Genomic DNA, 20,510 nt, shown 5'->3' with positions numbered 1-20,510 from the left:
GTCCGCTCCTTGTATGTGCGGGTGCGTTCTGCGTGTTTACGGCCCTGACCTAGGGAGTGACGTCATCGTCGGCCCCATCTTCCCAGACGTGACCGGATGCTTCGCCCACCCTGTCCAGCCTGTGGATAACCCCGTGTCTCAGTCCAGGCCCAGGTCGTCCTTCGAGTACGCGAACAGGTAGGGAACCCCGGCCTTTTCGGCGATCGCCTCGGCGGCGCCCGTCGCCCGGTCCACGATCGTGGCGACCGCGACGACCTCGGCACCGGCCTCCCGCAGCGCCTCGACGGCCGTCAGCACCGAACCACCCGTGGTCGAGGTGTCCTCGACGGCCAGGACCCGGCGGCCCGCCACCTCGGCGCCCTCGATCCGGCGCTGCAGGCCGTGGGCCTTGCCGGCCTTGCGGACCACGAACGCGTCGAGCGACTTCCCGCGGGCCGCGGAGGCGTGCAGCATCGCGGTCGCCACCGGGTCGGCGCCCAGGGTCAGGCCGCCGACCGCCTCGTAGTCCAGGTCGGCGGTCAGATCGAGCATGACCTGGCCGACCAGCGGGGCGGCCACGCCGTCGAGGGTGATGCGGCGAAGGTCGATGTAGTAGTCGGCTTCCTTGCCCGACGACAGGGTCACCTTGCCGTGCACCACGGCCTTGTCCTTGATCTGCTGCAGCAGCTCGCCGCGTACGTCACTCATGGCAGTCAGCTTAGAGGCGACGCCAGGTCCACGTCGTCGTGGCCTCCAGCGGGTCGATGGGCGTGACCAGGCGCGGAAGGGTATTGAGCCCGTTGGGCGGCCCGGTCTGCGGTTCCACGCACACCGCCTCCGGCTGCTCGTCGTACACCACCACCCACTCCTCGCGGCTGGTGACCTTCAGCTCCAGCCGCCCCGGCCAGGTGAGGGTGACGTCGACGCCGCCGGGCATGCCGAAGCAGTCGTCCCAGGGGCCGGGCTTGGGGTCGATGCGATGCCCTGTGGGCAGGTGGTCCTCACCGCGCTCCTCCTGCCAGGCCGGGCTGAAGTCGACGCGGACGTCCTCGCCGTCCAGGGTGCGGTTGAACCACGGGTGCCAGCCGATCTGGGCCGGGAACGAGGAGTCGTACGTCTCCACGGACATGGTCAGCGTCAGGGAGTCCTCGGTGAGCGTGGCGAGCTGGGTGACGCGGCCGGGGTAGGGCCAGGGGGCGACCAGGTCGTAGGTGAGGGCGGCCTCGGACGGGTCGGCGCGGGCCACGCGCCAGGCGCCGTCCCGGACGGTGCCGTGGATGGCGTGCGGCGCCGCGTTCAGGGGCATCTGGTGCACCGCGCCGCCGTCTCGGAAGCTGCCTTCCCGGATCCGTCCGCACCAGGGGGCCATGGGGAAGCACCCGAACCGCTCGCCCTGACGCAGCAGCTCCCTACCGCCGACGCGCAGGCTCCGCACCCGCCCGCCGTTGCCCGGCGCCAGCACGACTTCCGCGTCTTCCGCGGCCAACGTGATCTCGTCGTTACTCACGAGGCCGACCCTACTTCCCCGATCAAGAGGGCGTAGCTTCTCCGATCAAGAGGGGCGTAGCTCCCCCGGTCAAGAGGGCGTACGACGACGCCGAGCCGTGGGGGCGGGACGACGGCGCCGGGTGAGGTGCCGCGGGTCGGCGGGGGCGGCGCACCGGGCCGCACGAGACAACGGCGGCCGCGTCAGCGGCGGCGGCGCAGCAGGCGGCCCGCCACGATCACCGACGCGACGATCACGACCGCGGCCGGGGCCGCCCAGCGGAGCGTCTCCGTGGCCGTCGTCGTCTCCGTGGCGGGGACGGGGGCGTAGCGGCCCCGCGGGGGCGCGTGGTCGACCTCCTCGGCACTGCGGCCGATCATCGTGCGCCGGGCGTGCGCCGCCTCGGCGGGGGGCTCGTCCTCGTCGCCGAACTCGTCCGGCACGAGGTCACCGCCGTCCCGGTCCTCGTCGGCGAAGGGATCGAGGGAGGGCAGCGGGACGTCGGTGTCGAAGACCGAGGGGGCGGGAGGTTCCGCCGACGCCTCGGGAGGCTCCACCGGTGTCTCGGCGCGCTCGGCCGCCGCCTCCGAAGGTTCCGCCGCCTCCGAAGGTTCCGCCGCCGCTCCCTGCGGCTTCCGCGATCCCTCGCGGGCCGCATCTGACATGGCGTCAGATCCCTTGTCGGCGGCCTCTTCCGGGCTCGCCCCGGCCTCCGTCCCCGGCTTCCCCAGGTTCTCCGCGAACCGCGCCAGCAGGCGTGCCGCCGACGACGTCACCGTGTCCCCGGGGAGTTCCGCGATCCGGCCCTCGCCCGTGGCCGTCCCCGTGAACGCGACCGTCGTGCCGTCCGCGGCCGGGACGAGGCGCAGGGAGAGGGACAGCTTCACCGTGCCCGTGCCGCGGGCCTCCGTCGCCTCGCCCTCCACCGAGTACGAGCCGTCCTCCTGTCCCGCGATCCGCAGGGCGCCGCGGTAGGTGATCGTGTGACCGCCGACGCGCACCTTCAGACGGCCCGCGACGGGCTCGGTGCCCACGTCCTGCTGGAGCCCGGGGATCGCCCGGGCCACCCGGGCGGAATCGCCCAGCGCCTCCCTGAGCCGCTCGGCGGGAACCGGAACGAACACCTGATGCTCCATGTCAGCCGAGCCTACCCAGCATGACCCGAACCGCACCCCCGCATCATGTGATTCGCACCCGTCGGGGTCAGGTCGGGTATCTGGGGTGCACCAGCGTCGACGGCAATAGCCCCGCCACCCGGGTGCGCGCCGCCGCCCGCGCGTCCGCCCGCAGCGAGGCGCCGGTCAGCGTGCGCAGACGCGGCTCGCCCGGGTCCAGGGTCAGGTCGGGGCGGGTACGGGCGGCGAGCACGAACCCCCAGTCGGTCGCGGCACTGGACCTGCCCACCGAGTGGTCGGGGTCCGCCGCGGCGTCGGGGGCGGGGCGGGCGACGCGGTAGGGGGCCGTGCGCAGACCCGCCGCCCGCACCGTCGTCTCGACCGTCCAGAACACGCGCGGCCGGGAGGTCACGGGGCCCGCGTGCACCACCAGCCGGCCGCCCGGCGCAAGGACGCGGCGGGCCAGGCCGTAGAACTCCTGCGAGTACAGCTTGATGCTCGCGGTGATGCCGGGGTCCGGCAGGTCCGCGATCACCACGTCGTATGTGCGGCGTGTGTACCGGAGCCAGCAGAACGTGTCCGCCGTACGGACACGGACGCGCGGGTCGGCGAAGACATTGCCGTTCAGCGCGGACAGGGCCGGGTCGCGACGGGCGAGCCGGACCACCGCGGGGTCCGGATCGATCACGTCTACCCGCCGCACACCCGGATGCCGCAGCACCTCGCGCGCCGCGAGACCGTCGCCGCCGCCGAGGACGAGCACGCGCGCGTGCGGGCCGCCGCTCATCGCGGGATGCACGAGCGCCTCGTGGTAGGCGCGTTCGTCGCGGCCGCTGACCCTCAGCCGTCCGTCCAGGAAGAGCTCGAGGGGACGGCCGCCGCTACCGCCGGTCAGCACCACCTCCTGGACGCCGGTGCGCACCGCGACCCGGACATGACCGCCGTACACCGCCTGGCGCGCCGCCCGCTCGAAGTCGTCGACCAGGATGGCCGCCGTGGCGAGCAGGCCCAGCACCACGAGGTTGGCGACCAGGAGCAGCAGCCGTCCGCGGCGGGACAGGTCCCGCCGGAACAGTCCGAGCACCAGGGCGCCGCCGGCGACCGCGTTGACGGCTCCGGTGAACAGGGCGCCCGTCAGCTGGCCGAGCTGCGGCAGCAGGAGGAAGGGAAAGGCGAGGCCGCCGACCAGCGCGCCCACGTAGTCCGCGGCGAACAGGTCCGCCACCGCGCCGCCCGCGTCCTGGCGGCGGATGCGCTGGATCAGCTCCATCAGCAGCGGAACCTCGGCACCTATGAGCAGGCCGATCGTGAGCGAGAAGGCGACCAGCACACAGCGCGGGCCGCCGGACCAGACTCCGCCCCAGCGGCCGGTCCAGGCGAAGACCGCGTACAGGGCCATCGCGCTGCAGCCGCCGACGAGCGCGAGCGCCGTCTCCACGGCGCCGAACCCGGCCGCGGCGCGGCAGCGAAGCCGTTTCGCGGCGAGCGAGCCGACGCCCATCGCGAAGACCATCACCGAGAGCACGACGGACGCCTGGGTGACCGAGTCACCGATCAAGTACGAGGCCAGGGCGACCAGTTCGAGCTCGTACACAAGTCCACAGGCCGCACAGACGAACACGCCGGCGAGGACGAGGAACCGTCCGGTGCCGGGGCGTACAGGCAGCCGCGCCCGACTCTGGCCGCCCTCGCCCCAGGGGCGCGGTGCGCCGGGTGGTGCGGGCACGTGCGGTTCGATCACGGTCGGAACGCTACGTCACGGTTGCGCTGGGTTTTGTCACCCACACGTGTGGAACTGGGGTGCCGGGTTGCATCCGGGAGCGGGGTGGCCGCCCCGGCGGCCACCCCGCTCCGAGTGCCCGGTCATCGGCCCGAACGGCCTTGCCCTACACGCCGGAAGGGCTGAGCGCACCCGACCTCGGCTGCTCCTCGTTCGGATCGCGTCGGGCCGTCGGCTCCCTCACCCCCACACGAGTGCGCGTGGCGACCAGCTGGCCGTCCTGCGGATAGGCGTGCCATGTGCGCCAGTGGACCTGGCCCTCGTGGTGCTGGGCCAGCAGCGCGGTGAAGGCGTGCGGGCTGCCGGGGAAGACGCCTGCCAGGCCGTTGGGGTGGTCGGAGACCAGCGCCAGCAGTTCCTGGGCCCGGCCCGCGAAGGAACCGGGAGGCAGCACCTCGACCCGGGCCGCGAACTCGTACTCCCAGTCGCCGACCCGCTTGGCGACACCCAGCGGCAGCGGGGTGCTGGGGCCCGCGATGCACGCCACCGTCTCCGAGCAGGTGCCCCGTTCCTCCTCGAGGAGCACCTGGTGTGACGCGCCGAGCAGTCTCAACTGAAGCTGTGTCCCGGCGAGTTCCAGGTCGAGCGTGGCCAGGGCGGGCAGCGGCTCGCGGCCCAGGGTCCAGGCGAGGTCGGTCGCACGCGTGTCGGTGTAGGAGGTGTTCAGGGTGGTGAGCATGGATCGGCTCCGCTAGCACGCAAAGTGAGGAGTGGGTCCGGCGCGCACCCCGGTCGTGGCGCCGGACGGTAGGGCCGGCTCAGCCAGTCGGGTGGTACGTCCGGTTGGCCCGGTGGGGAGGGACGCCTGGGGACAGGTGTCCGAAGGGCGTCCGCGGGCTGCGTTGGGTGGTTGAGAGGGAATCATGAACTGTGGCGCCGCCACAGCGTTTTTACCCAAGTCCGCCGGGTTTCCATCCCCCAGAGGGCTCCACAGTTCAACTGTTCAACTACGGCGTACGCCAGTGGCATTGGCGCATGTGTCATACGCCCCTCCACGGCGTGGCAACGGGCGGGCACCCAGCGCGCAACACCCGGCACTTGCACCCGTGCGCTCACCCTGCCGGGGGAGCCTTCACCGGACGCTGACGCGCCGGGGCCGCACTCCTGTCGGAGCCGCGTCCCCGAGCGCACATGCCGAGTGCCCGCCGGGACGTTCTCCCGACGGGCACTCGGCACACTCCGGATGCGTGTTCCCTTGCGGAGCTCGACTGCCCCGTGTCAGTGACCTCCGCCGCATCCGCCCCCGCCGCAAGACGACCCGCAGCCGGAGTGACCGCCACCGCAGGAGTGGTGGCCGCCGCCGTGGTGACCGCCCGACGACGAACCGCCGTCGGCTCCGGCGACCCACCAGCTGCCGCCGTCCCCGCCCCCGCTGCCGCCGAAGTTGCGCGACGACCGCCGCGCCGTCTTTCCGCAGCGGCGGCCGGCCGTCATGAGGAGTCCGGCCACCGCGATGAAGACGATCGCCAGCCCGATACCGAGAATCATGGCGTCCCCCTTTCGAATCCCCCGAAGCGGCCCCCCGTGGGCCCCTCTGTGTCCCGCATGTGTCGTGCGTGCACGGGGAATGCCCCCGCGTTCCGGCCGCCAAAGCAGAGTTGAGGAAGTCCAGAGCTTCGGCGCAGGATGGCGGCCATGACCTCAAGCGCGCGCCCCCTCCTCAATCGCCGGCTCGCCGAGTTCGGCACGACGATCTTCGCCGAGATGTCGGCTCTCGCCGTGAGTACCGGGTCCATCAACCTGGGCCAGGGTTTCCCCGACACCGACGGCCCCCAGGAGGTCCGGGAGGCCGCCGTGCGAGCGCTGCGCGACGGCCGGGGCAACCAGTACCCGCCGGGCCCCGGCATTCCCGAGCTGCGCACCGCGATCGCCGCGCACCAGCAGCGGCGGTACGGGCTCACGTTCGACCCGGACACCGAGGTCCTCGTGACGGCCGGGGCGACCGAGGCGATCGCGGCCACCCTGCTGGCGCTTCTCGAGCCCGGCGACGAGGTGATCGCCTTCGAGCCGTACTACGACTCGTACGCCGCGTGCATCGCGATGGCGGGCGGCGTACGCGTGCCGGTCACCCTGCGTCCCCACCAGGAGAACGGCGCGAGTTTCCGGCTCGACCTCGACGAGCTGCGCGACGCCGTCACCGACCGTACCCGGCTGCTGCTGGTCAACACCCCGCACAACCCGACCGGCACCGTGCTCACCATTGCGGAGCTGCGGGCGATCGCGGAACTCGCCGTCGAGCGCGACCTGCTCGTCGTCACGGACGAGGTGTACGAGCACCTGGTCTTCGACGACGCCGAGCACCTGCCGCTGGCCACCTTCCCCGGGATGCGCGAGCGGACCGTCACCATCGGGTCGGCCGGGAAGTCGTTCTCCTTCACGGGCTGGAAGGTCGGCTGGGTGACGGCGGCGCCCGGGCTCGTCACGGCGGTGCGCTCGGCAAAGCAGTTCCTGACCTACGTCTCCTCGGGACCGTTCCAGTACGCCGTCGCCGAGGCGCTCGCGCTGCCGGACACCTACTTCGAGGAGTTCCGCGCGGACATGCGCGCCAAGCGGGACCTGCTCGCCGCGGGGCTCGCGGAGGCGGGCTTCGAGGTGTTCCGGTCCGCGGGCACCTACTTCATCACCACCGACATCCGTCCCCTGGGCGAGAGCGACGGCTTCGCCTTCTGCCGGGGCCTGCCGGAGCGCGCGGGGGTCGTGGCCATTCCGAACGCCGTCTTCTACGACCACCGGGAGGCCGGTGCCCCGTTCGTCCGCTTCGCCTTCTGCAAGCGTACGGAGGTGCTGCAGGAGGCCGCCCGGCGGCTGAAGAAGCTGGGGGGCTGACGGGAGCCACCCGGCCGGCCGCGGCCGGCCGGGTCTTGTGCCGAGGGCGCGCCAGGCGTGGGAAACCGCGCCCCGGCCGCACCGGACCCGGAGAACCGCGACCGTGCCCGTGCGGCCCGGAGGGGCCGGCGCCCGCCGGCGACGGCCGTCGCCGGCGTGGGGCTGTTCCTCGCCGCGCGGCTCACCGGCGCCCTTGTGCTCGCCGCCGCCGCACTCTCGGTGGCTGCGGCGGTGCTCGCGGCGGCGCAGGAGGCCCGGCGGCGGCGCGGCCCCGGAATTACCCACAGGCTGTGGACGGGCGCGGCGCTCGCACCGCTCGGCCGGCACATGCTGCTGCACGGCACCCGGCTGCTCCGGCGTTCCCGCTGCTGATCGTGGTGGCGCGGGCACTGGTGCGGACGGCAAGAGCCCGGCCCTGGCACGCCGCCGTGGTGGCGGGTGCCCTGGCCGGGCTCTCCTTCGTCCATGGGCCCATCTGGTGGTGTCGGCCCGGTCGCCCCTCCAGGCGGTGTCTACTCTCCGTCGTCCTCGGGCTCCTCCGCGTCGTCGACCTCCTCCGTGAGGCCGAGCTGTTCGACGAGCCACCGGTCGAACTCGATGGCGGCCCGCACCCAGCTGACGGTCGACGAGACGAAGTGCTCCAGGCTGACGCCCGTGCCGATCAGCATCTGCGCCTCACCGATGAGGCGGACGGTGCCGTCGTCGTGCGTGTGGGTGTAGACCTTGGGCCACAGGGTGCGCCGGTTCCAGTCGTCGATGGACTCCAGCAGCTGCGGCTTCTCGTCGATCTTGTGCGGCCGGTCGTAGAACGTCCGTACCGAGAAGACCTGCTGGTCGCCCTCACCGCGGAACATGAAGTACGTACGGAACTGCTCCCACGGCGCGACGAGGTCACCCTCTTCGTCGACGAGGTGTTTGAGCTCCATCTGGTCCAGGAGCTGCTTCACGAGGTCCTGATCCGGAACTACGGGGCCCGCCGGCGGCTGCGGCTCGGGCTGGCCCCCGAAGTTCGGAATCGAGGACGGGTCGATGCTCACCGTGTTCTTCCCTTCGTACGGATTCCGCCATCCTCCCCCATGCGGGGAGGGGGGTGGCAAGCCCCGGCGGATCGTGTCAGCCGATGGCTGACACGATCCGGTCACCCGGGCGGCTCGCGCTCCGGTCACTCGGACGGCCCGCGCTCCGGTCACCTGGGCGTCCGCGCTCCGAGTACCCCGGTGGAAGAGCTCCGGACAACGGGTCGCCCGCCCGTTCCCGCGGAACGGACGGGCGACCGCCGTACCCGCCGCGCCTACAGCGTCTTGCCCGTCGCCGGGCCCACGAGGAGACCGTCGGCGAACCGGTCCACCCGGACCGTGTCGCCGTCCTTGACCTCCCCGGCCAGGATCTCCCTGGCCAGGCGGTCGCCGATGGCCGTCTGGACCAGGCGGCGCAGCGGGCGGGCGCCGTACGCCGGGTCGTTGCCCTCGTCCGCGAGCCACTCCAGGGCCTCGGCAGTGATCTCCAGGGTCAGCCGCCGCTCCGACAGCCGCCTGGCCAGCCGGTCGATCTGGAGCCGGGCGATCCGGGCCAGCTCCTCCTTCGTCAGCGACGAGAAGACCACCAGGTCGTCGAGGCGGTTGAGGAACTCCGGCTTGAAGGAGGCACGGACGACCTCGAGCACCTGCTCCTTCTTCTCCGCCTCGCTCGTCACCGGATCGACCAGGAACTGGCTGCCCAGGTTCGAGGTCAGCACGAGGATCGCGTTGCGGAAGTCGACCGTGCGTCCCTGACCATCCGTCAGACGGCCGTCGTCCAGCACCTGCAGGAGGATGTCGAAGACCTCCGGATGCGCCTTCTCCACCTCGTCCAGGAGAACCACGCTGTACGGGCGGCGGCGCACCGCCTCCGTCAGCTGGCCGCCCTCCTCGTAGCCCACATACCCGGGAGGGGCACCGACCAGGCGGGCGACGCTGTGCTTCTCGCTGTACTCCGACATGTCGATGCGGACCATCGCCCGCTCGTCGTCGAAGAGGAAGTCGGCGAGCGCCTTCGCCAGTTCGGTCTTGCCGACGCCGGTGGGGCCGAGGAAGAGGAACGAGCCCGTCGGGCGGTCCGGGTCGGCGATGCCGGCCCGGCTGCGGCGTACGGCGTCCGAGACCGCGCGCACGGCCTCGGTCTGGCCGATGAGCCGCTTGCCGAGCTCGTCCTCCATGCGCAACAGCTTCTGCGTCTCGCCCTCCAGGAGGCGTCCGGCGGGGATGCCGGTCCAGGAGGCGACGACGTCCGCGATGTCGTCCGGGCCGACCTCGTCCTTCACCATCGTGTCGCCGACGGCCTCCTCCTCGGCCTCGGAGGCGGCCTCCAGCTCCTTCTCGACGGCCGGGATCTCGCCGTACAGCAGCTTGGATGCGGTGTCGAAGTCGCCGTCGCGCTGGGCGCGCTCGGCCTGGCCGCGCAGGTCGTCGAGCTTCTCCTTCAGCTCACCGACACGGTTGAGTGACTGCTTCTCCCTCTCCCAGCGGGCGGTCAGGCCCCGCAGCTCCTCCTCCTTGTCGGCGAGGTCGCGACGCAGCTTCTCCAGGCGCTCCTTGGAGGCCTGGTCGGTCTCCTTGCTGAGCGCCAGCTCCTCCATGCGGAGGCGGTCCACGGCGCGCTGGAGCTCGTCGATCTCGACCGGCGACGAGTCGATCTCCATGCGCAGCCGGGAGGCCGACTCGTCGACCAGGTCGATGGCCTTGTCGGGCAGGAAGCGGGAGGTGATGTAGCGGTCGGAGAGGGTGGCCGCGGCGACCAGTGCGCTGTCCGCGATCTGCACCTTGTGGTGCGCCTCGTACCGGCCCTTGAGCCCGCGCAGGATCGCGATGGTGTCCTCGACGGTCGGCTCGGCGACCAGCACCTGCTGGAAGCGGCGCTCCAGCGCCGGGTCCTTCTCGATCCGCTCGCGGTACTCGTCGAGGGTCGTGGCACCGACCATGCGCAGCTCGCCGCGGGCCAGCATCGGCTTCAGCATGTTGCCGGCGTCCATGGCGGAGTCACCGCCGGCACCGGCGCCCACGACGGTGTGCAGCTCGTCGATGAAGGTGATGATCTGGCCGTCGGATTCCTTGATCTCGGCGAGGACGGTCTTCAGGCGCTCCTCGAACTCGCCGCGGTACTTCGCGCCCGCGACCATGGCGCCCAGGTCCAGCGCGACCAGCCGCTTGTCCTTGAGGGACTCGGGCACGTCGCCCTTGACGATCCGCTGGGCGAGCCCCTCCACGACGGCGGTCTTGCCGACGCCGGGCTCACCGATGAGGACCGGGTTGTTCTTCGTACGGCGGGACAGCACCTGTACGACACGTCGGATCTCCTGGTCCCGGCCGATGACCGGGTCGAGCTTGCCGTCGCGTGCCGCGGCGGTGAAGTCGGTGCCGAACTTCTCGAGGGCCTTGTACTGGCCCTCGGGGTCCGGGGTCGTCACCCGGCGCCCTCCCCTGCTCTTCTGGAACGCTTCCAGGAGCTTCTTCGCGTTCGCTCCCTGCCGGGAGAGTACGTCGCCGGCGGCGCCGCCCTTCGCGGCGATACCGATGAGCAGGTGCTCGGTGGAGAGGTAGTCGTCGCCGAGGTCCTTGGCACGCTTGGTCGCGTCGGCGATCACGGCGAGCATCTCGCGGTTGGGCTGGGGCGGCGCGACGGTCGACCCGGTCACGCTGGGCAGACCGGCGAGCACGCGCTCGGTGCCTGAGCGCACGGAGGCCTGGTCGGCGTCCACGGCGGCCAGCAGGTCGATGATGTTCTCGTTGTCCTGGCCCTCGAGCAGCGCGAGGAGCAGGTGGGCGGGGGTGAGATCCGGGTGGCCCTCCGACACGGCCCGGTTACTGGCCGCGTTGATCGCGTCCCGGCTCCTGTTGGTCAGCTCGGCGTCCACGTTCGCCTTCTCCTCCTTGCCTCGGCTCGCGCTCAGCTGTCGTCTTCCACGCTGACTAGAGCAACGTACACAAAGTTGAGTCTAATCCACTCAAGAAGCGGGACGGTAGGAAGAGCGGCGACTCGAGGGGGCGGCGCCGGGGGACGGCCGGTTTTCGGCCACCGTCAAATCCGGGGAATACCCGGAGGACTCCCGACATAACTGCAGCGGCGTCACCGTGTTCAGGTCACGGTGACGCCGCTGCGGGGGGAAGCACCTGAGCGACTTTTTTACGACGGGGGAATCGCGTCAGGCACTGCGGGGGGTGGCTGAGATGGTCCTCACTTCCGGGCTGTCCGGTTCGGCCAGCTGGTGGTCACGCCGGTCCAGGTTCACAAAGATCATTCCGTAGCGTATGGCGCACCGTACGGGCTGCGGCGCCCCCCGAGGCCGCCGCAGAAGCCGGTACGCCCGCACGTCCTCGTCCTCGTCCCGGGTGACGACGACGGGCTCTCCGAACACGGTCACCATCAACGAGTCACCACTGTGGGGGATGGCGGTGACCAGGTCGATGAAGTGCCAGCCGGAGCGGTAGGCGGTGGCCATTTCGCGTCGGAACGAGCGGTCGTCGGGAGGAATCGTCATGCGTCTGCGTCCGCGGGATGGGCGTTCCAGCCACTGTCCGATCCGACGGCCGCCGTCACGGCGTTCCAACCGCTGTCCGCCTGCGTGGCCGCGCGCGCCACGGCGTTCCAGCCGCTGTCCGACTGGACCACCGATGGGGTCTGCCCGGCATCAAGAACCGAGCCGCCCTGAACACCGAGAACCACTGCGGTGGAGAAGACGGCTGCAAGCACTGAACCAAGCAATCTCGGTCGCATAGTCGGCTTCGTCCTCACTTGATGGAATCCTCTCCCCCGCAGCACAAGACGATGGCTCATTCAGGCACGTCAATGCCACAGGGGCGATGCATCATGTTCCTGCACGTTCAGGACCCTGGGGGGTGGAGAAATGATCACAAACAACTCAAAACCGACACATCCCCACGCTGTCACTGAGTTGTGCGACGACGGAGCGCGCCTTTACGCCAATGCGTTGCGCTCCGGGCGGATCACCCGTTCCGAGGTGGAACCCGCGCCATGTCTGCTGGAGTTCGCGCTGCTGCATCCGGATCCCGACGACGCCAACTGGCTACGGCCGGTTCCCCCGTCCGTCGCGCTCGCCCAGCGGCTGCACCCGCTGGAGCGCGAGATACAGGAACGCCGGCTACAGACGATAGAACTGACCGAGTCCTTCGATCCGTTCATCACGATCAGTACACAGAGTCCCCAGGCGAGTCTCCACTCGATCACCGTCCTCGAGGGCTTCGACCGGATCAACGGGGCGCTCAACTCGGCCACCGCCGAGTGCCGCACCGAGATGCTGACCGTGCAGCCGGGCGGCGGCCGCCCCGCCGACACCCTCATGGAGGCGCTGGAGCGCGACAGGCCGCTCGCCGACCGCGGCGTCAGCATCCGTACGCTCTACCAGCACACGGCCCGCCACAGTCAGAGCACCCTCGCCTACGTGGACCGCATCTCCGACGGCAAGATCCAGGTCCGTACGCTCGAGGAACTGATCGAGCGGCTGATCATCTTCGACCGGACGGTCGCCTTCATCCCGGCCAGCGAGGACCGGAGCGTGGCCCTGGAGCTGCGCCACCCCGGCCTCGTACGGTATCTCGCCATGGTCTTCGAGCAGTTGTGGCAGCGCGCGGTCCCGCTGACCGAGGAAGTGCCCAACGCGGTGGACACCAACGGCATCACGGGCGTGCAGCGCTCGATCGCCAAGCTCCTCATCGAGGGCCACGTCGACGAGGCGATCGCCCGCCGGCTGGGCATGAACGTCCGCACCTGCCGCGCCCACATAGCGAAGATCGCGGCGGCACTCGGCAGCGGCAGCAGGGCCCAGTTGGGCTACCTCATAGCGCAGTCGGGAATCCTGGAACGGGGCCACTGAAGTCTGCACGGGGCCACTGAAGCCCTGGGACGGGTGTCTGCCGCCGCCGGAGACGCGGGCGGGGTCCGGGCCCGCCGTGGCCCTCTGCAGCGCGAGGAGGGGCCGGTCCGGCCGTCTCAGAGGTCGCCCGGGGATTCCGGACCCCCGGGAGCGGTGACCTGGAGCAGCTCGGCCGAACGCAGGGGGCCGTCCAGCCCTGCCTGGGCGATGCGGACGCCCAGCTGCGTACGGCTGGCCGCGCCCAGGGTCTCGGACAGACGTGCGATGTGCGCACGGCAGGTACGGACGCTGATGCCCAGGCGCTCGGCGACCACCGCGTCCTGGTGGCCCTCCGCGAGCAGCGCCGCGATCGAGCGCTCCCGGTGGGTGATGCCGTCGATGCCCGTGTCCGGCAGCGGCGACGTGAGCGGGATCGCCAGCCGCCACAGACGCTCGAAGACCGTCACCAGGTAGTCGATCACGGCCGGGTGACGAAGCTCCAGCGCGATCGTGCGATCCGCGTTCGCCGGGATGAAGGCGACCGTGCGGTCGAAGACGATCAGACGCTCGGGCACCTCGTCGAGGGTGCGCGCCTGGGCCGCGTCCCCCATGAGTTCCATGTAGTTGTGCAGACCCTGGCCGTGCCGGGCGACATGCGTGTACAGATCGCGCATGCGCACGCCCCGGCGGCGCATCTCCAGCGCCCGGTGCAGGCCCTCGGAGAGTTCGTCCTCACGGCGGATGCCGCCCGGCTGGACCGTCAGCACCTCGGCCGTGCACTGCTCCGTGGCCTCGTCCATGGCGGCCCGGATCCGCGGCAGCCCGTCGAGGACGCGGATCGCCACCCCCTCCCCGGGGCCCTGCTCACGACCGTCGAGCCCGGCGTACCACTCGACCGCGGCGACCGCCGTGCCCACCCGTGCCTGGCTCGCGCTGACCTCCTCGTGCATGCCGCGCAGCAGCCGGGTCATGACCTCCTGCGGCGAGGTCGGCACCAGCCAGTCCATGTCGTCGGGGTCGGGGTGCAGCAGCGCCAGTTCCAGCAGGCACGGCACCGACGCGGCGTCGGCGCGGGGCACCCGGCCCCGGCGTACGGCCCGGGAGTACACGCGGTTGCCGGCCTCGCAGAGCCGGTCAGCGCCGTGCGGATGCGCGTCCGTCCCGTGCCCGGCCATCTTCCACCCCTGGCTCCGACTCCTGGCTCCAGCGTCCTGCGACGCGGCTCGTCAGCGACGTCCGTCCACGTGCCCGGACACGCGCCCTCCGCGCCGCGCGCCGCACGCCTTCGCAGCGCAACTATGCGCGGCGTCGCCCGCCTCCGCAACACGGCTCCGCCGCCCCAACGCCCGTAATCGCCCCGGAACATCCCTGATTCTCCCTACCTCCGGAACTTCCGTCTGCACAAAGCTGACGGGGGCCCGGGGCAGCGATGCGACCACGAGAACGCCACCTCGCACCAAGGGTTGTACCCCGGGGCCGGGAGCCGGGAGCCGGGGTCAGGGGGCAGGGGGCGGGGGGGCCGCCGGAGGTGACGGTGGGTTCACGTACACAGCGGACCGTGGGGCCGGGGTGCCGCCCCGCCGGGGCGGCACTCACAGGAGCCGGCGGCAGCCTCGCGGTCTCCGGCGGCCGGCTACTTCAGGCCGATCGCCGTGCAGTCCGCCTTGTACTGGGTGGTGCAGATGTCCTGGACGGTGTAGATGCCGTCCTGGATCACCGTGTCCTTGATGTTCTCCTTGGTGAGCGCGACCACCGGCACCAGCATCGACGGGATCTTCTGCTCCGTCGGGCTGTCGACCTTGTCCCGCGTCAGCGCGTCGAACTCGATCGAGTGGCCCTGGACCTTGGCGACCGCCATCTCCGCGGCGTTGTTCGCCTCCTGCGGGTAGGACTTGTACACGCTCATGTACTGCTCGCCCGCGACGATCCGCTGCACCGCGTCCAGCGAAGCGTCCTGTCCGGTCACCGGCGGGAGCTTGCTGACGCCCGCCTCCTTCAGCGCGTCGATGACGGCGCCCGCCAGGCCGTCGTTCGCCGAGTAGACCCCGGCGATGTTGCTCAGCCCGACGGCCCGGATCGACTCCTGCATGTTTCTCTTGGCGTTCTCCGGCTGCCAGTCCTTGGTGTCGAACGACTTGACGATGTTCACCTTGCTCTGGAGCTCGCTGAGCGCGCCCTCCTTGAACTGCGCCGCGTTCGGGTCGGTGGGCGAGCCGTTCATCATGACGATCTTGCTGGTCGAGGCCCTGCTGCCGAGTGCCTCGACGAGGGCACGGCCCTGCACCTGGCCGACCAGCTCGTTGTCGAAGGAGATGTACGCGTCGATCGGGCCCTGCGCGAGCCGGTCGTAGGCGATGACCGGGATGCCCGCGTCCTTGGCCTTCTTGATGCCCGACGCGATGGCCTTGCTGTCCACGGCGTCAACCAGCAGGACGTCCACCTTGTCGGCGACCATCTGGTCGAGCTGCTGGTTCTGCTTGTCCGCGTCGGCGTCCGCGTTGGCGTAGACGACCTTGCCCTTGTTGCTCGTGAGGTTGGCGACCTGGCTCTTGATGATGGGGTAGTCGAACTTGTCGTACCGCGGGTTCTCCTTCTCGGGCAGAAGGAGGCCGACCGTGATGTCGTTGCCCTTCTTCGGGGACGCGGAGCTGCTGCTCCCGCTGGCTCCGCTGATCACGCCGCACGCGGCGAGCGAAACGGCCGACGCCGAGGCGGCCAGGGCTATGGCGGTACGACGCACAGCGGTCCTACGGGTGGTACGAGCGTTCACATCAGGTGCCTTCCGGGCGGGGGAGCAGCATTGCGACCCAGGTGGCTGAAAGCCAACGCGGCGACAGTATGCAGCGTCAAGGAGTACGGGCTAACGAGATGGCAACAGCATCCCTGTGGAAGTCAAGTGAAGACCAAGAGAGTGCGATGCGGAGGTAGTTTCCAAACCTTCGTTCGATGAAGTTTCCGTCCGTCGCCTGCAGGGATCCCCCGGCCGACGGTAAGTCAACTCCCCTGCACATAGCCGGTGTTCGGCCGGTCGCACGAAGTGAGCAGGACCACGCGCGCAACGGCACCGCTTCGGGCCGCCATCCGCCCGCAAACGGCAGTTCTCCGCGAACACCGCATTTTCGGGCACACCGAAGAAGACGGGCGGCGAGGGTGCGATCGGGGAAGGGGCCCTGAGGATTCCTCAGGGCCCCTTCCCCGTGCTTGGGTCAGTCCTGCTGCTGCCGCTTCGGGCGCCACACCACCAGTGCGCTGGTCTGCTGGACCTCCTGGTACGGCACCAGGTCGCGGCGGTACGAGGCGTGCACCGCCGCCTCGCGCTGACGCATTACCGCCGCCGCGCCGTCCAGCGCTGCCTCCAGCTCCGCGACACGGGACTGGAGCGCGGCGACCTGGTTCTCCAGCTCGATGATGCGCTTGATGCCGGCCAGGTTGATGCCCTCGTCCTGGGACAACTGCTGCACCTGACGGAGCAGTTCGATGTCCCGGGCCGAGTAGCGCCGGCCCCGGCCGGCCGTGCGGTCCGGGGAGACGAGCCCCAGACGGTCGTACTGGCGGAGTGTCTGCGGGTGCAGTCCGGAGAGCTGGGCCGCCACCGAGATGACATAGACCGGGGTTTCCTCGGTCAGTTCGTACGGGTTGCGTCGACGGCCGTCCATCTCATCATGCTCCCTTCGCGGCCTGGAACAGCTCCGCCCGCGGATCCTCGCCCGCGGTGGCCTCGCGATACGCCTCCAGCGCGTCACGAGCCTTCCCCGAAAGGTCCTTGGGGACGCTCACCTCTATGGTGACCAGCAGGTCGCCACGGGTGCCGTCCTTGCGGACCGCGCCCTTGCCGCGGGCGCGCATCGTGCGCCCGTTGGGCGTGCCCGGGGGCAGCTTCAGCGTCACCGGGGGCCCGCCGAGGGTGGGCACCCGGATGTCGGCGCCGAGTGCCGCCTCCGAGAACGTCACGGGCACCGTCACCGTCAGGTTGTCGCCCTTGCGGCCGAAGACGGGGTGCTGGTCCACATGCACCACGACATACAGGTCGCCGGCCGGACCGCCCCGCTCGCCCGGTGCGCCCTTTCCGCGCAGCCGGATGCGCTGCCCGTCGGACACGCCCGCGGGGATGCGGACCTGCATCGTCCGGGACGACTTCGCCCGGCCGCTGCCCTTGCAGACGTCGCACGGGTTCTCCGCGATCAGACCGCGGCCCTTGCAGTCCGGGCAGGGGTCGGTCAGTGAGAAGCCGCCGCCCGAGCCGCGCGCCACCTGCCCGGTGCCGACGCAGGTCGGGCACACCCGGGGCGTGCCGTTCTTGTCGCCGGTGCCCGAACAGGCCTTGCAGGCCGCCTGCGAGGACATGCGCAGCGGTACGGTCGCGCCGTCCACCGCCTCCGTGAAGCTGAGCGTCACCTCGGACTCGATGTCCTGGCCGCGCCGCGGCTGAGTGCGCGTGCCCGCGCCGCCGCCGCGGTTGAACAAGCCCCCGAAGACGTCACCGAGACCGCCGCCGAAGCTCCCTCCGGCGCCGCCCTGGCCGCCGAAGAGGTCGCCCAGGTCGAAGTTGAACGAGCCGCCGCCCGCCCCGGGGCCGGGGCGGAAGCCGCCGTTGCCGAAGAGGGCGCGGGCCTCGTCGTACTCCTTGCGCTTCTTGGGGTCGCCGAGCACGTCGTTGGCCTCGGAGATCTCCTTGAAGCGCTCCTCCGCCTTGACGTTGCCCTTGTTGGCGTCCGGGTGGAACTCGCGGGCGAGCTTCCGGTAGGCCTTCTTGATCTCGGCCTCGGTGGCGTCCTTGGGGACGCCGAGGACCTTGTAGAAGTCCTTCTCGATGAAGTCCTTGGTGCTCATCCCCGACGTCCCTCCTTCCCTATGCCTCGTCGGTGTACGTCAGCCCTCGTCCGGGCCACCGCTCTCCTTGTCGTCGCCCGCCTCGGTCGTCTCCTCGGCCTTGACCGTCTGCGCCCCCGGCTGCGGCTCCGCGACGGCCACCCGCGCGGGGCGGATGGTGCGCTCACCGAACCGATACCCGGGCTGCAGAATCGCCACGCACGTCGTCTCGGTGACGTCCGGCGCGTACGAGTGCATCAGGGCCTCGTGGATCGTCGGGTCGAAGGGCTCTCCCTCCTTGCCGAACTGCTGCAGACCCATCTTCGCCGCGACGGTCTCCAGCGACTCGGCGACGGACTTGAAGCCGCCGACGAGCTCGCCGTGTTCCCGTGCGCGGCCGATGTCGTCGAGCACGGGCAGGAGTTCGGTCAGGAGGTTCGCGATGGCGATCTCCTTGACCGTGATCCGGTCGCGCTCGACGCGGCGACGGTAGTTCTGGAACTCGGCCTGGAGGCGCTGGAGGTCCGCCGTGCGCTCGTTGAGCGCCGTACGCACCTGGTCCAGCTGGGCCACCAGACCCGCGGTCCTTGCGTCCCCCGCCGGGGCCGCCGCCTCCTCCGGAGAGGGGGAAGCGGCCTGCGGCTCGGCGTCATCAGGGGTGGCGCCGGAGGGGACGTCGGGCTTCTCCTCGAAGCCCGGGGTCTCCTCCGTCACGCGGCACCGTCCTTACGGTCCTCGTCGACGATCTCGGCGTCGACGACGTCGTCGTCGGCCTTCGCCTGGCCGGCACCGGCGTCACCGGCACCGCCCGCGGCCTGCGCGGCCTGGGCGTCGGCGTACATGGCCTGGCCGAGCTTCTGCGAGACGGCCGCGACCTTCTCCGTGGCGCTGCGGATCTCGGCTGTGTCCTCGCCCTTCAGCGTCTCCTTGAGCTCGGACACCGCGCTCTCGACCTCGGTCTTGATCTCGGCCGGGACCTTGTCCTCGTTGTCCTTGAGGAACTTCTCGGTCTGGTAGACGAGCTGCTCGCCCTGGTTGCGGGTCTCGGCGGCCTCGCGGCGGCGGTGGTCCTCCTCCGCGTACTGCTCGGCCTCCTGGCGCATCCGGTCGACCTCTTCCTTCGGGAGCGAGGAGCCGCCGGTGACGGTCATCTTCTGCTCCTTGCCGGTGCCGAGGTCCTTCGCCGTGACGTGCATGATGCCGTTTGCGTCGATGTCGAAGGACACCTCGATCTGCGGGACGCCACGCGGCGCCGGCGGCAGACCGGTCAGCTCGAACATGCCGAGCTTCTTGTTGTACGCCGCGATCTCGCGCTCGCCCTGGTAGACCTGGATCTGCACGGACGGCTGGTTGTCCTCGGCCGTGGTGAAGATCTCCGAGCGCTTGGTCGGGATGGTGGTGTTGCGCTCGATGAGCTTGGTCATGATGCCGCCCTTGGTCTCGATGCCGAGGGACAGCGGGGTCACGTCGAGGAGCAGGACGTCCTTGACCTCGCCCTTGAGGACGCCGGCCTGGAGCGAGGCGCCGATGGCGACGACCTCGTCCGGGTTCACACCCTTGTTGGCCTCCTTGCCGCCGGTCAGCTCCTTGACGAGCTCGGCGACGGCCGGCATACGGGTCGAGCCACCCACGAGGACGACGTGGTCGATCTCGTTGATGGAGATGCCGGCGTCCTTGATGACGTTGTGGAACGGCGTCTTGCAGCGCTCGAGCAGGTCGGCCGTCAGCTGCTGGAACTGAGCCCGGGTCAGCTTCTCGTCCAGGTGCAGCGGGCCTTCGGCGGACGCGGTGATGTACGGCAGGTTGATCGAGGTCTCGGTGGACGAGGACAGCTCGATCTTGGCCTTCTCGGCGGCCTCGCGGAGGCGCTGGAGGGCCATCTTGTCCTTGCCGAGGTCCACGCCGTGGCCGCTCGCGAACTGCTTGACCAGGTAGTCGACGATGCGCTGGTCCCAGTCGTCACCACCGAGGTGGTTGTCACCGTTGGTGGCCTTCACCTCGACGACGCCGTCGCCGATCTCCAGGAGGGACACGTCGAAAGTGCCGCCACCGAGGTCGAAGACGAGGATCGTCTGGTCGTCCTTGTCGAGGCCGTACGCAAGGGCGGCCGCGGTGGGCTCGTTGACGATGCGGAGCACGTTCAGACCGGCGATCTCGCCGGCCTCCTTCGTGGCCTGCCGCTCGGAGTCGTTGAAGTACGCCGGGACGGTGATGACCGCGTCGGTCACCTTCTCGCCCAGGTAGGACTCCGCGTCCCGCTTCAGCTTCTGCAGGATGAACGCGGAGATCTGCTGCGGGTTGAAGTCCTTGCCGTCCAGGTTGATCTTCCAGTCGGTGCCCATGTGGCGCTTGACCGACCGGATGGTCCTGTCGACGTTGGTGACCGCCTGACGCTTGGCAACCTCGCCGACGAGCACCTCACCGTTCTTGGCGAAGGCGACGACAGACGGCGTGGTCCTGGCGCCCTCGGCGTTGGTGATGACGGTGGGCTCGCCGCCCTCCAGAACGCTGACGACGGAGTTAGTCGTGCCCAGGTCGATGCCGACCGCACGTGCCATTGTGATTCCTCCAGCTGACTTGAGTGGAACAGGCTCAAGGATGCATGAGGCATCGGTACGGCGTCAACAGACCTGAGTCGGGCGGACTCAACTTTTGTCCGACGGAATACGG

At 70.5% G+C, this 20,510-nt stretch carries 18 protein-coding genes; 3 read left to right on the top strand and 15 right to left on the bottom strand.

Features of this window, described 5'->3' with window-relative positions:
- Positions 1-138: 138 nt before the first annotated feature.
- The 6 genes from pyrE to AAW14_RS12130 form a co-directional block, all read right to left on the bottom strand.
- A complete protein-coding gene (gene pyrE, locus AAW14_RS12155; RefSeq protein ID WP_265563012.1) occupies positions 139-687 on the bottom strand; it encodes an orotate phosphoribosyltransferase in 549 nt (182 codons plus the stop codon).
- A 10-nt stretch (positions 688-697) separates the two neighbouring features.
- The gene (locus AAW14_RS12150; RefSeq protein WP_265563010.1) at positions 698-1,486 is read right to left on the bottom strand and encodes an aldose 1-epimerase; all 789 of its coding nucleotides are present in this window, start codon (positions 1,484-1,486) and stop codon (positions 698-700) included.
- A 182-nt stretch (positions 1,487-1,668) separates the two neighbouring features.
- On the bottom strand, positions 1,669-2,601 hold the full coding sequence (locus AAW14_RS12145) for an SRPBCC family protein (protein ID WP_265563008.1): 933 nt from the start codon (positions 2,599-2,601) through the stop codon (positions 1,669-1,671).
- Between the two features lie 67 nt (positions 2,602-2,668).
- Positions 2,669-4,321, bottom strand: coding sequence for a polyamine aminopropyltransferase (locus tag AAW14_RS12140; RefSeq protein ID WP_265563005.1), 1,653 nt, complete (start codon positions 4,319-4,321; stop codon positions 2,669-2,671).
- A gap of 145 nt (positions 4,322-4,466) precedes the next feature.
- Positions 4,467-5,039, bottom strand: a complete 573-nt coding sequence (locus tag AAW14_RS12135) for a DUF2617 family protein (protein ID WP_265563003.1) — start codon at positions 5,037-5,039, stop codon at positions 4,467-4,469.
- 539 nt (positions 5,040-5,578) lie between these two features.
- Positions 5,579-5,848, bottom strand: coding sequence for a hypothetical protein (locus AAW14_RS12130; RefSeq protein WP_265563001.1), 270 nt, complete (start codon positions 5,846-5,848; stop codon positions 5,579-5,581).
- Between the two features lie 138 nt (positions 5,849-5,986).
- On the opposite strand from AAW14_RS12130, the gene AAW14_RS12125 reads away from it, so the two are divergent.
- Both AAW14_RS12125 and AAW14_RS12120 read left to right on the top strand, forming a co-directional pair.
- Complete coding sequence (locus tag AAW14_RS12125; protein ID WP_265562999.1) at positions 5,987-7,186, top strand: pyridoxal phosphate-dependent aminotransferase; 1,200 nt, start codon at positions 5,987-5,989, stop codon at positions 7,184-7,186.
- 57 nt (positions 7,187-7,243) lie between these two features.
- On the top strand, positions 7,244-7,558 hold the full coding sequence (locus tag AAW14_RS12120) for a hypothetical protein (protein ID WP_265562997.1): 315 nt from the start codon (positions 7,244-7,246) through the stop codon (positions 7,556-7,558).
- Positions 7,559-7,698: 140 nt separating this feature from the next.
- Here AAW14_RS12120 and AAW14_RS12115 read toward each other — a convergent pair whose 3' ends face one another.
- The 3 genes from AAW14_RS12115 to AAW14_RS12105 all read right to left on the bottom strand — a co-directional run bounded on the left by AAW14_RS12115 (position 7,699) and on the right by AAW14_RS12105 (position 11,699).
- Positions 7,699-8,223 carry a YbjN domain-containing protein gene (locus AAW14_RS12115; RefSeq protein WP_265562994.1) on the bottom strand — a complete coding sequence of 175 codons (525 nt, stop codon included), beginning with the start codon at positions 8,221-8,223 and terminating at the stop codon, positions 7,699-7,701.
- Between the two features lie 254 nt (positions 8,224-8,477).
- Positions 8,478-11,075 (bottom strand): ATP-dependent chaperone ClpB, encoded by a 2,598-nt coding sequence (gene clpB, locus AAW14_RS12110; RefSeq protein ID WP_265562992.1) that lies wholly within the window; start codon positions 11,073-11,075, stop codon positions 8,478-8,480.
- A gap of 288 nt (positions 11,076-11,363) precedes the next feature.
- Entirely contained in the window at positions 11,364-11,699 is a 336-nt protein-coding gene (locus AAW14_RS12105) for a hypothetical protein (RefSeq protein WP_265562990.1), read from the bottom strand.
- 366 nt (positions 11,700-12,065) lie between these two features.
- Between AAW14_RS12105 and AAW14_RS12100 the strand changes: the two genes are divergently transcribed.
- Positions 12,066-13,052: a helix-turn-helix transcriptional regulator gene (locus AAW14_RS12100; RefSeq protein ID WP_265562988.1), complete on the top strand. Its 987-nt coding sequence runs from the start codon at positions 12,066-12,068 to the stop codon at positions 13,050-13,052.
- A gap of 116 nt (positions 13,053-13,168) precedes the next feature.
- On the opposite strand, the gene AAW14_RS12095 is transcribed toward AAW14_RS12100, so the two are convergent.
- The 6 genes from AAW14_RS12095 to dnaK all read right to left on the bottom strand — a co-directional run bounded on the left by AAW14_RS12095 (position 13,169) and on the right by dnaK (position 20,398).
- Entirely contained in the window at positions 13,169-14,206 is a 1,038-nt protein-coding gene (locus tag AAW14_RS12095; protein ID WP_265562986.1) for a helix-turn-helix transcriptional regulator, read from the bottom strand.
- A 458-nt stretch (positions 14,207-14,664) separates the two neighbouring features.
- Positions 14,665-15,771, bottom strand: a complete 1,107-nt coding sequence (locus AAW14_RS12090; RefSeq protein WP_265562984.1) for a sugar ABC transporter substrate-binding protein — start codon at positions 15,769-15,771, stop codon at positions 14,665-14,667.
- Between the two features lie 466 nt (positions 15,772-16,237).
- Positions 16,238-16,687 (bottom strand): heat shock protein transcriptional repressor HspR, encoded by a 450-nt coding sequence (locus AAW14_RS12085; RefSeq protein ID WP_265562982.1) that lies wholly within the window; start codon positions 16,685-16,687, stop codon positions 16,238-16,240.
- 4 nt (positions 16,688-16,691) lie between these two features.
- The gene (gene dnaJ, locus AAW14_RS12080; protein ID WP_265562980.1) at positions 16,692-17,861 is read right to left on the bottom strand and encodes a molecular chaperone DnaJ; all 1,170 of its coding nucleotides are present in this window, start codon (positions 17,859-17,861) and stop codon (positions 16,692-16,694) included.
- 39 nt (positions 17,862-17,900) lie between these two features.
- Positions 17,901-18,554, bottom strand: a complete 654-nt coding sequence (gene grpE / locus AAW14_RS12075; protein WP_265562978.1) for a nucleotide exchange factor GrpE — start codon at positions 18,552-18,554, stop codon at positions 17,901-17,903.
- The gene (gene dnaK / locus AAW14_RS12070; protein ID WP_265562976.1) at positions 18,551-20,398 is read right to left on the bottom strand and encodes a molecular chaperone DnaK; all 1,848 of its coding nucleotides are present in this window, start codon (positions 20,396-20,398) and stop codon (positions 18,551-18,553) included. Before dnaK ends, grpE begins: the two co-directional genes overlap by 4 nt.
- Positions 20,399-20,510 lie beyond the last annotated feature (112 nt).

This window comes from Streptomyces hygroscopicus, from assembly GCF_026168105.1.
In the GTDB taxonomy this organism is placed as follows: domain Bacteria; phylum Actinomycetota; class Actinomycetes; order Streptomycetales; family Streptomycetaceae; genus Streptomyces; species Streptomyces hygroscopicus_D.
This window is presented reverse-complemented; position numbering and strand designations above follow the sequence as displayed.

What these genes read in the sequence shown, in the direction of transcription:
- pyrE (WP_265563012.1), bottom strand. Translation starts at nt 687, where the DNA reads ATGAGTGACGTACGCGGCGAGCTGCTGCAGCAGATCAAGGACAAGGCC.
- AAW14_RS12145 (WP_265563008.1), bottom strand. Translation starts at nt 2,601, where the DNA reads ATGGAGCATCAGGTGTTCGTTCCGGTTCCCGCCGAGCGGCTCAGGGAG.
- AAW14_RS12135 (WP_265563003.1), bottom strand. Translation starts at nt 5,039, where the DNA reads ATGCTCACCACCCTGAACACCTCCTACACCGACACGCGTGCGACCGAC.
- AAW14_RS12130 (WP_265563001.1), bottom strand. Translation starts at nt 5,848, where the DNA reads ATGATTCTCGGTATCGGGCTGGCGATCGTCTTCATCGCGGTGGCCGGA.
- AAW14_RS12125 (WP_265562999.1), top strand. Translation starts at nt 5,987, where the DNA reads ATGGCGGCCATGACCTCAAGCGCGCGCCCCCTCCTCAATCGCCGGCTC.
- AAW14_RS12105 (WP_265562990.1), bottom strand. Translation starts at nt 11,699, where the DNA reads ATGACGATTCCTCCCGACGACCGCTCGTTCCGACGCGAAATGGCCACC.
- AAW14_RS12100 (WP_265562988.1), top strand. Translation starts at nt 12,066, where the DNA reads ATGATCACAAACAACTCAAAACCGACACATCCCCACGCTGTCACTGAG.
- AAW14_RS12095 (WP_265562986.1), bottom strand. Translation starts at nt 14,206, where the DNA reads ATGGCCGGGCACGGGACGGACGCGCATCCGCACGGCGCTGACCGGCTC.
- AAW14_RS12085 (WP_265562982.1), bottom strand. Translation starts at nt 16,687, where the DNA reads ATGGACGGCCGTCGACGCAACCCGTACGAACTGACCGAGGAAACCCCG.
- dnaJ (WP_265562980.1), bottom strand. Translation starts at nt 17,861, where the DNA reads ATGAGCACCAAGGACTTCATCGAGAAGGACTTCTACAAGGTCCTCGGC.
- dnaK (WP_265562976.1), bottom strand. Translation starts at nt 20,398, where the DNA reads ATGGCACGTGCGGTCGGCATCGACCTGGGCACGACTAACTCCGTCGTC.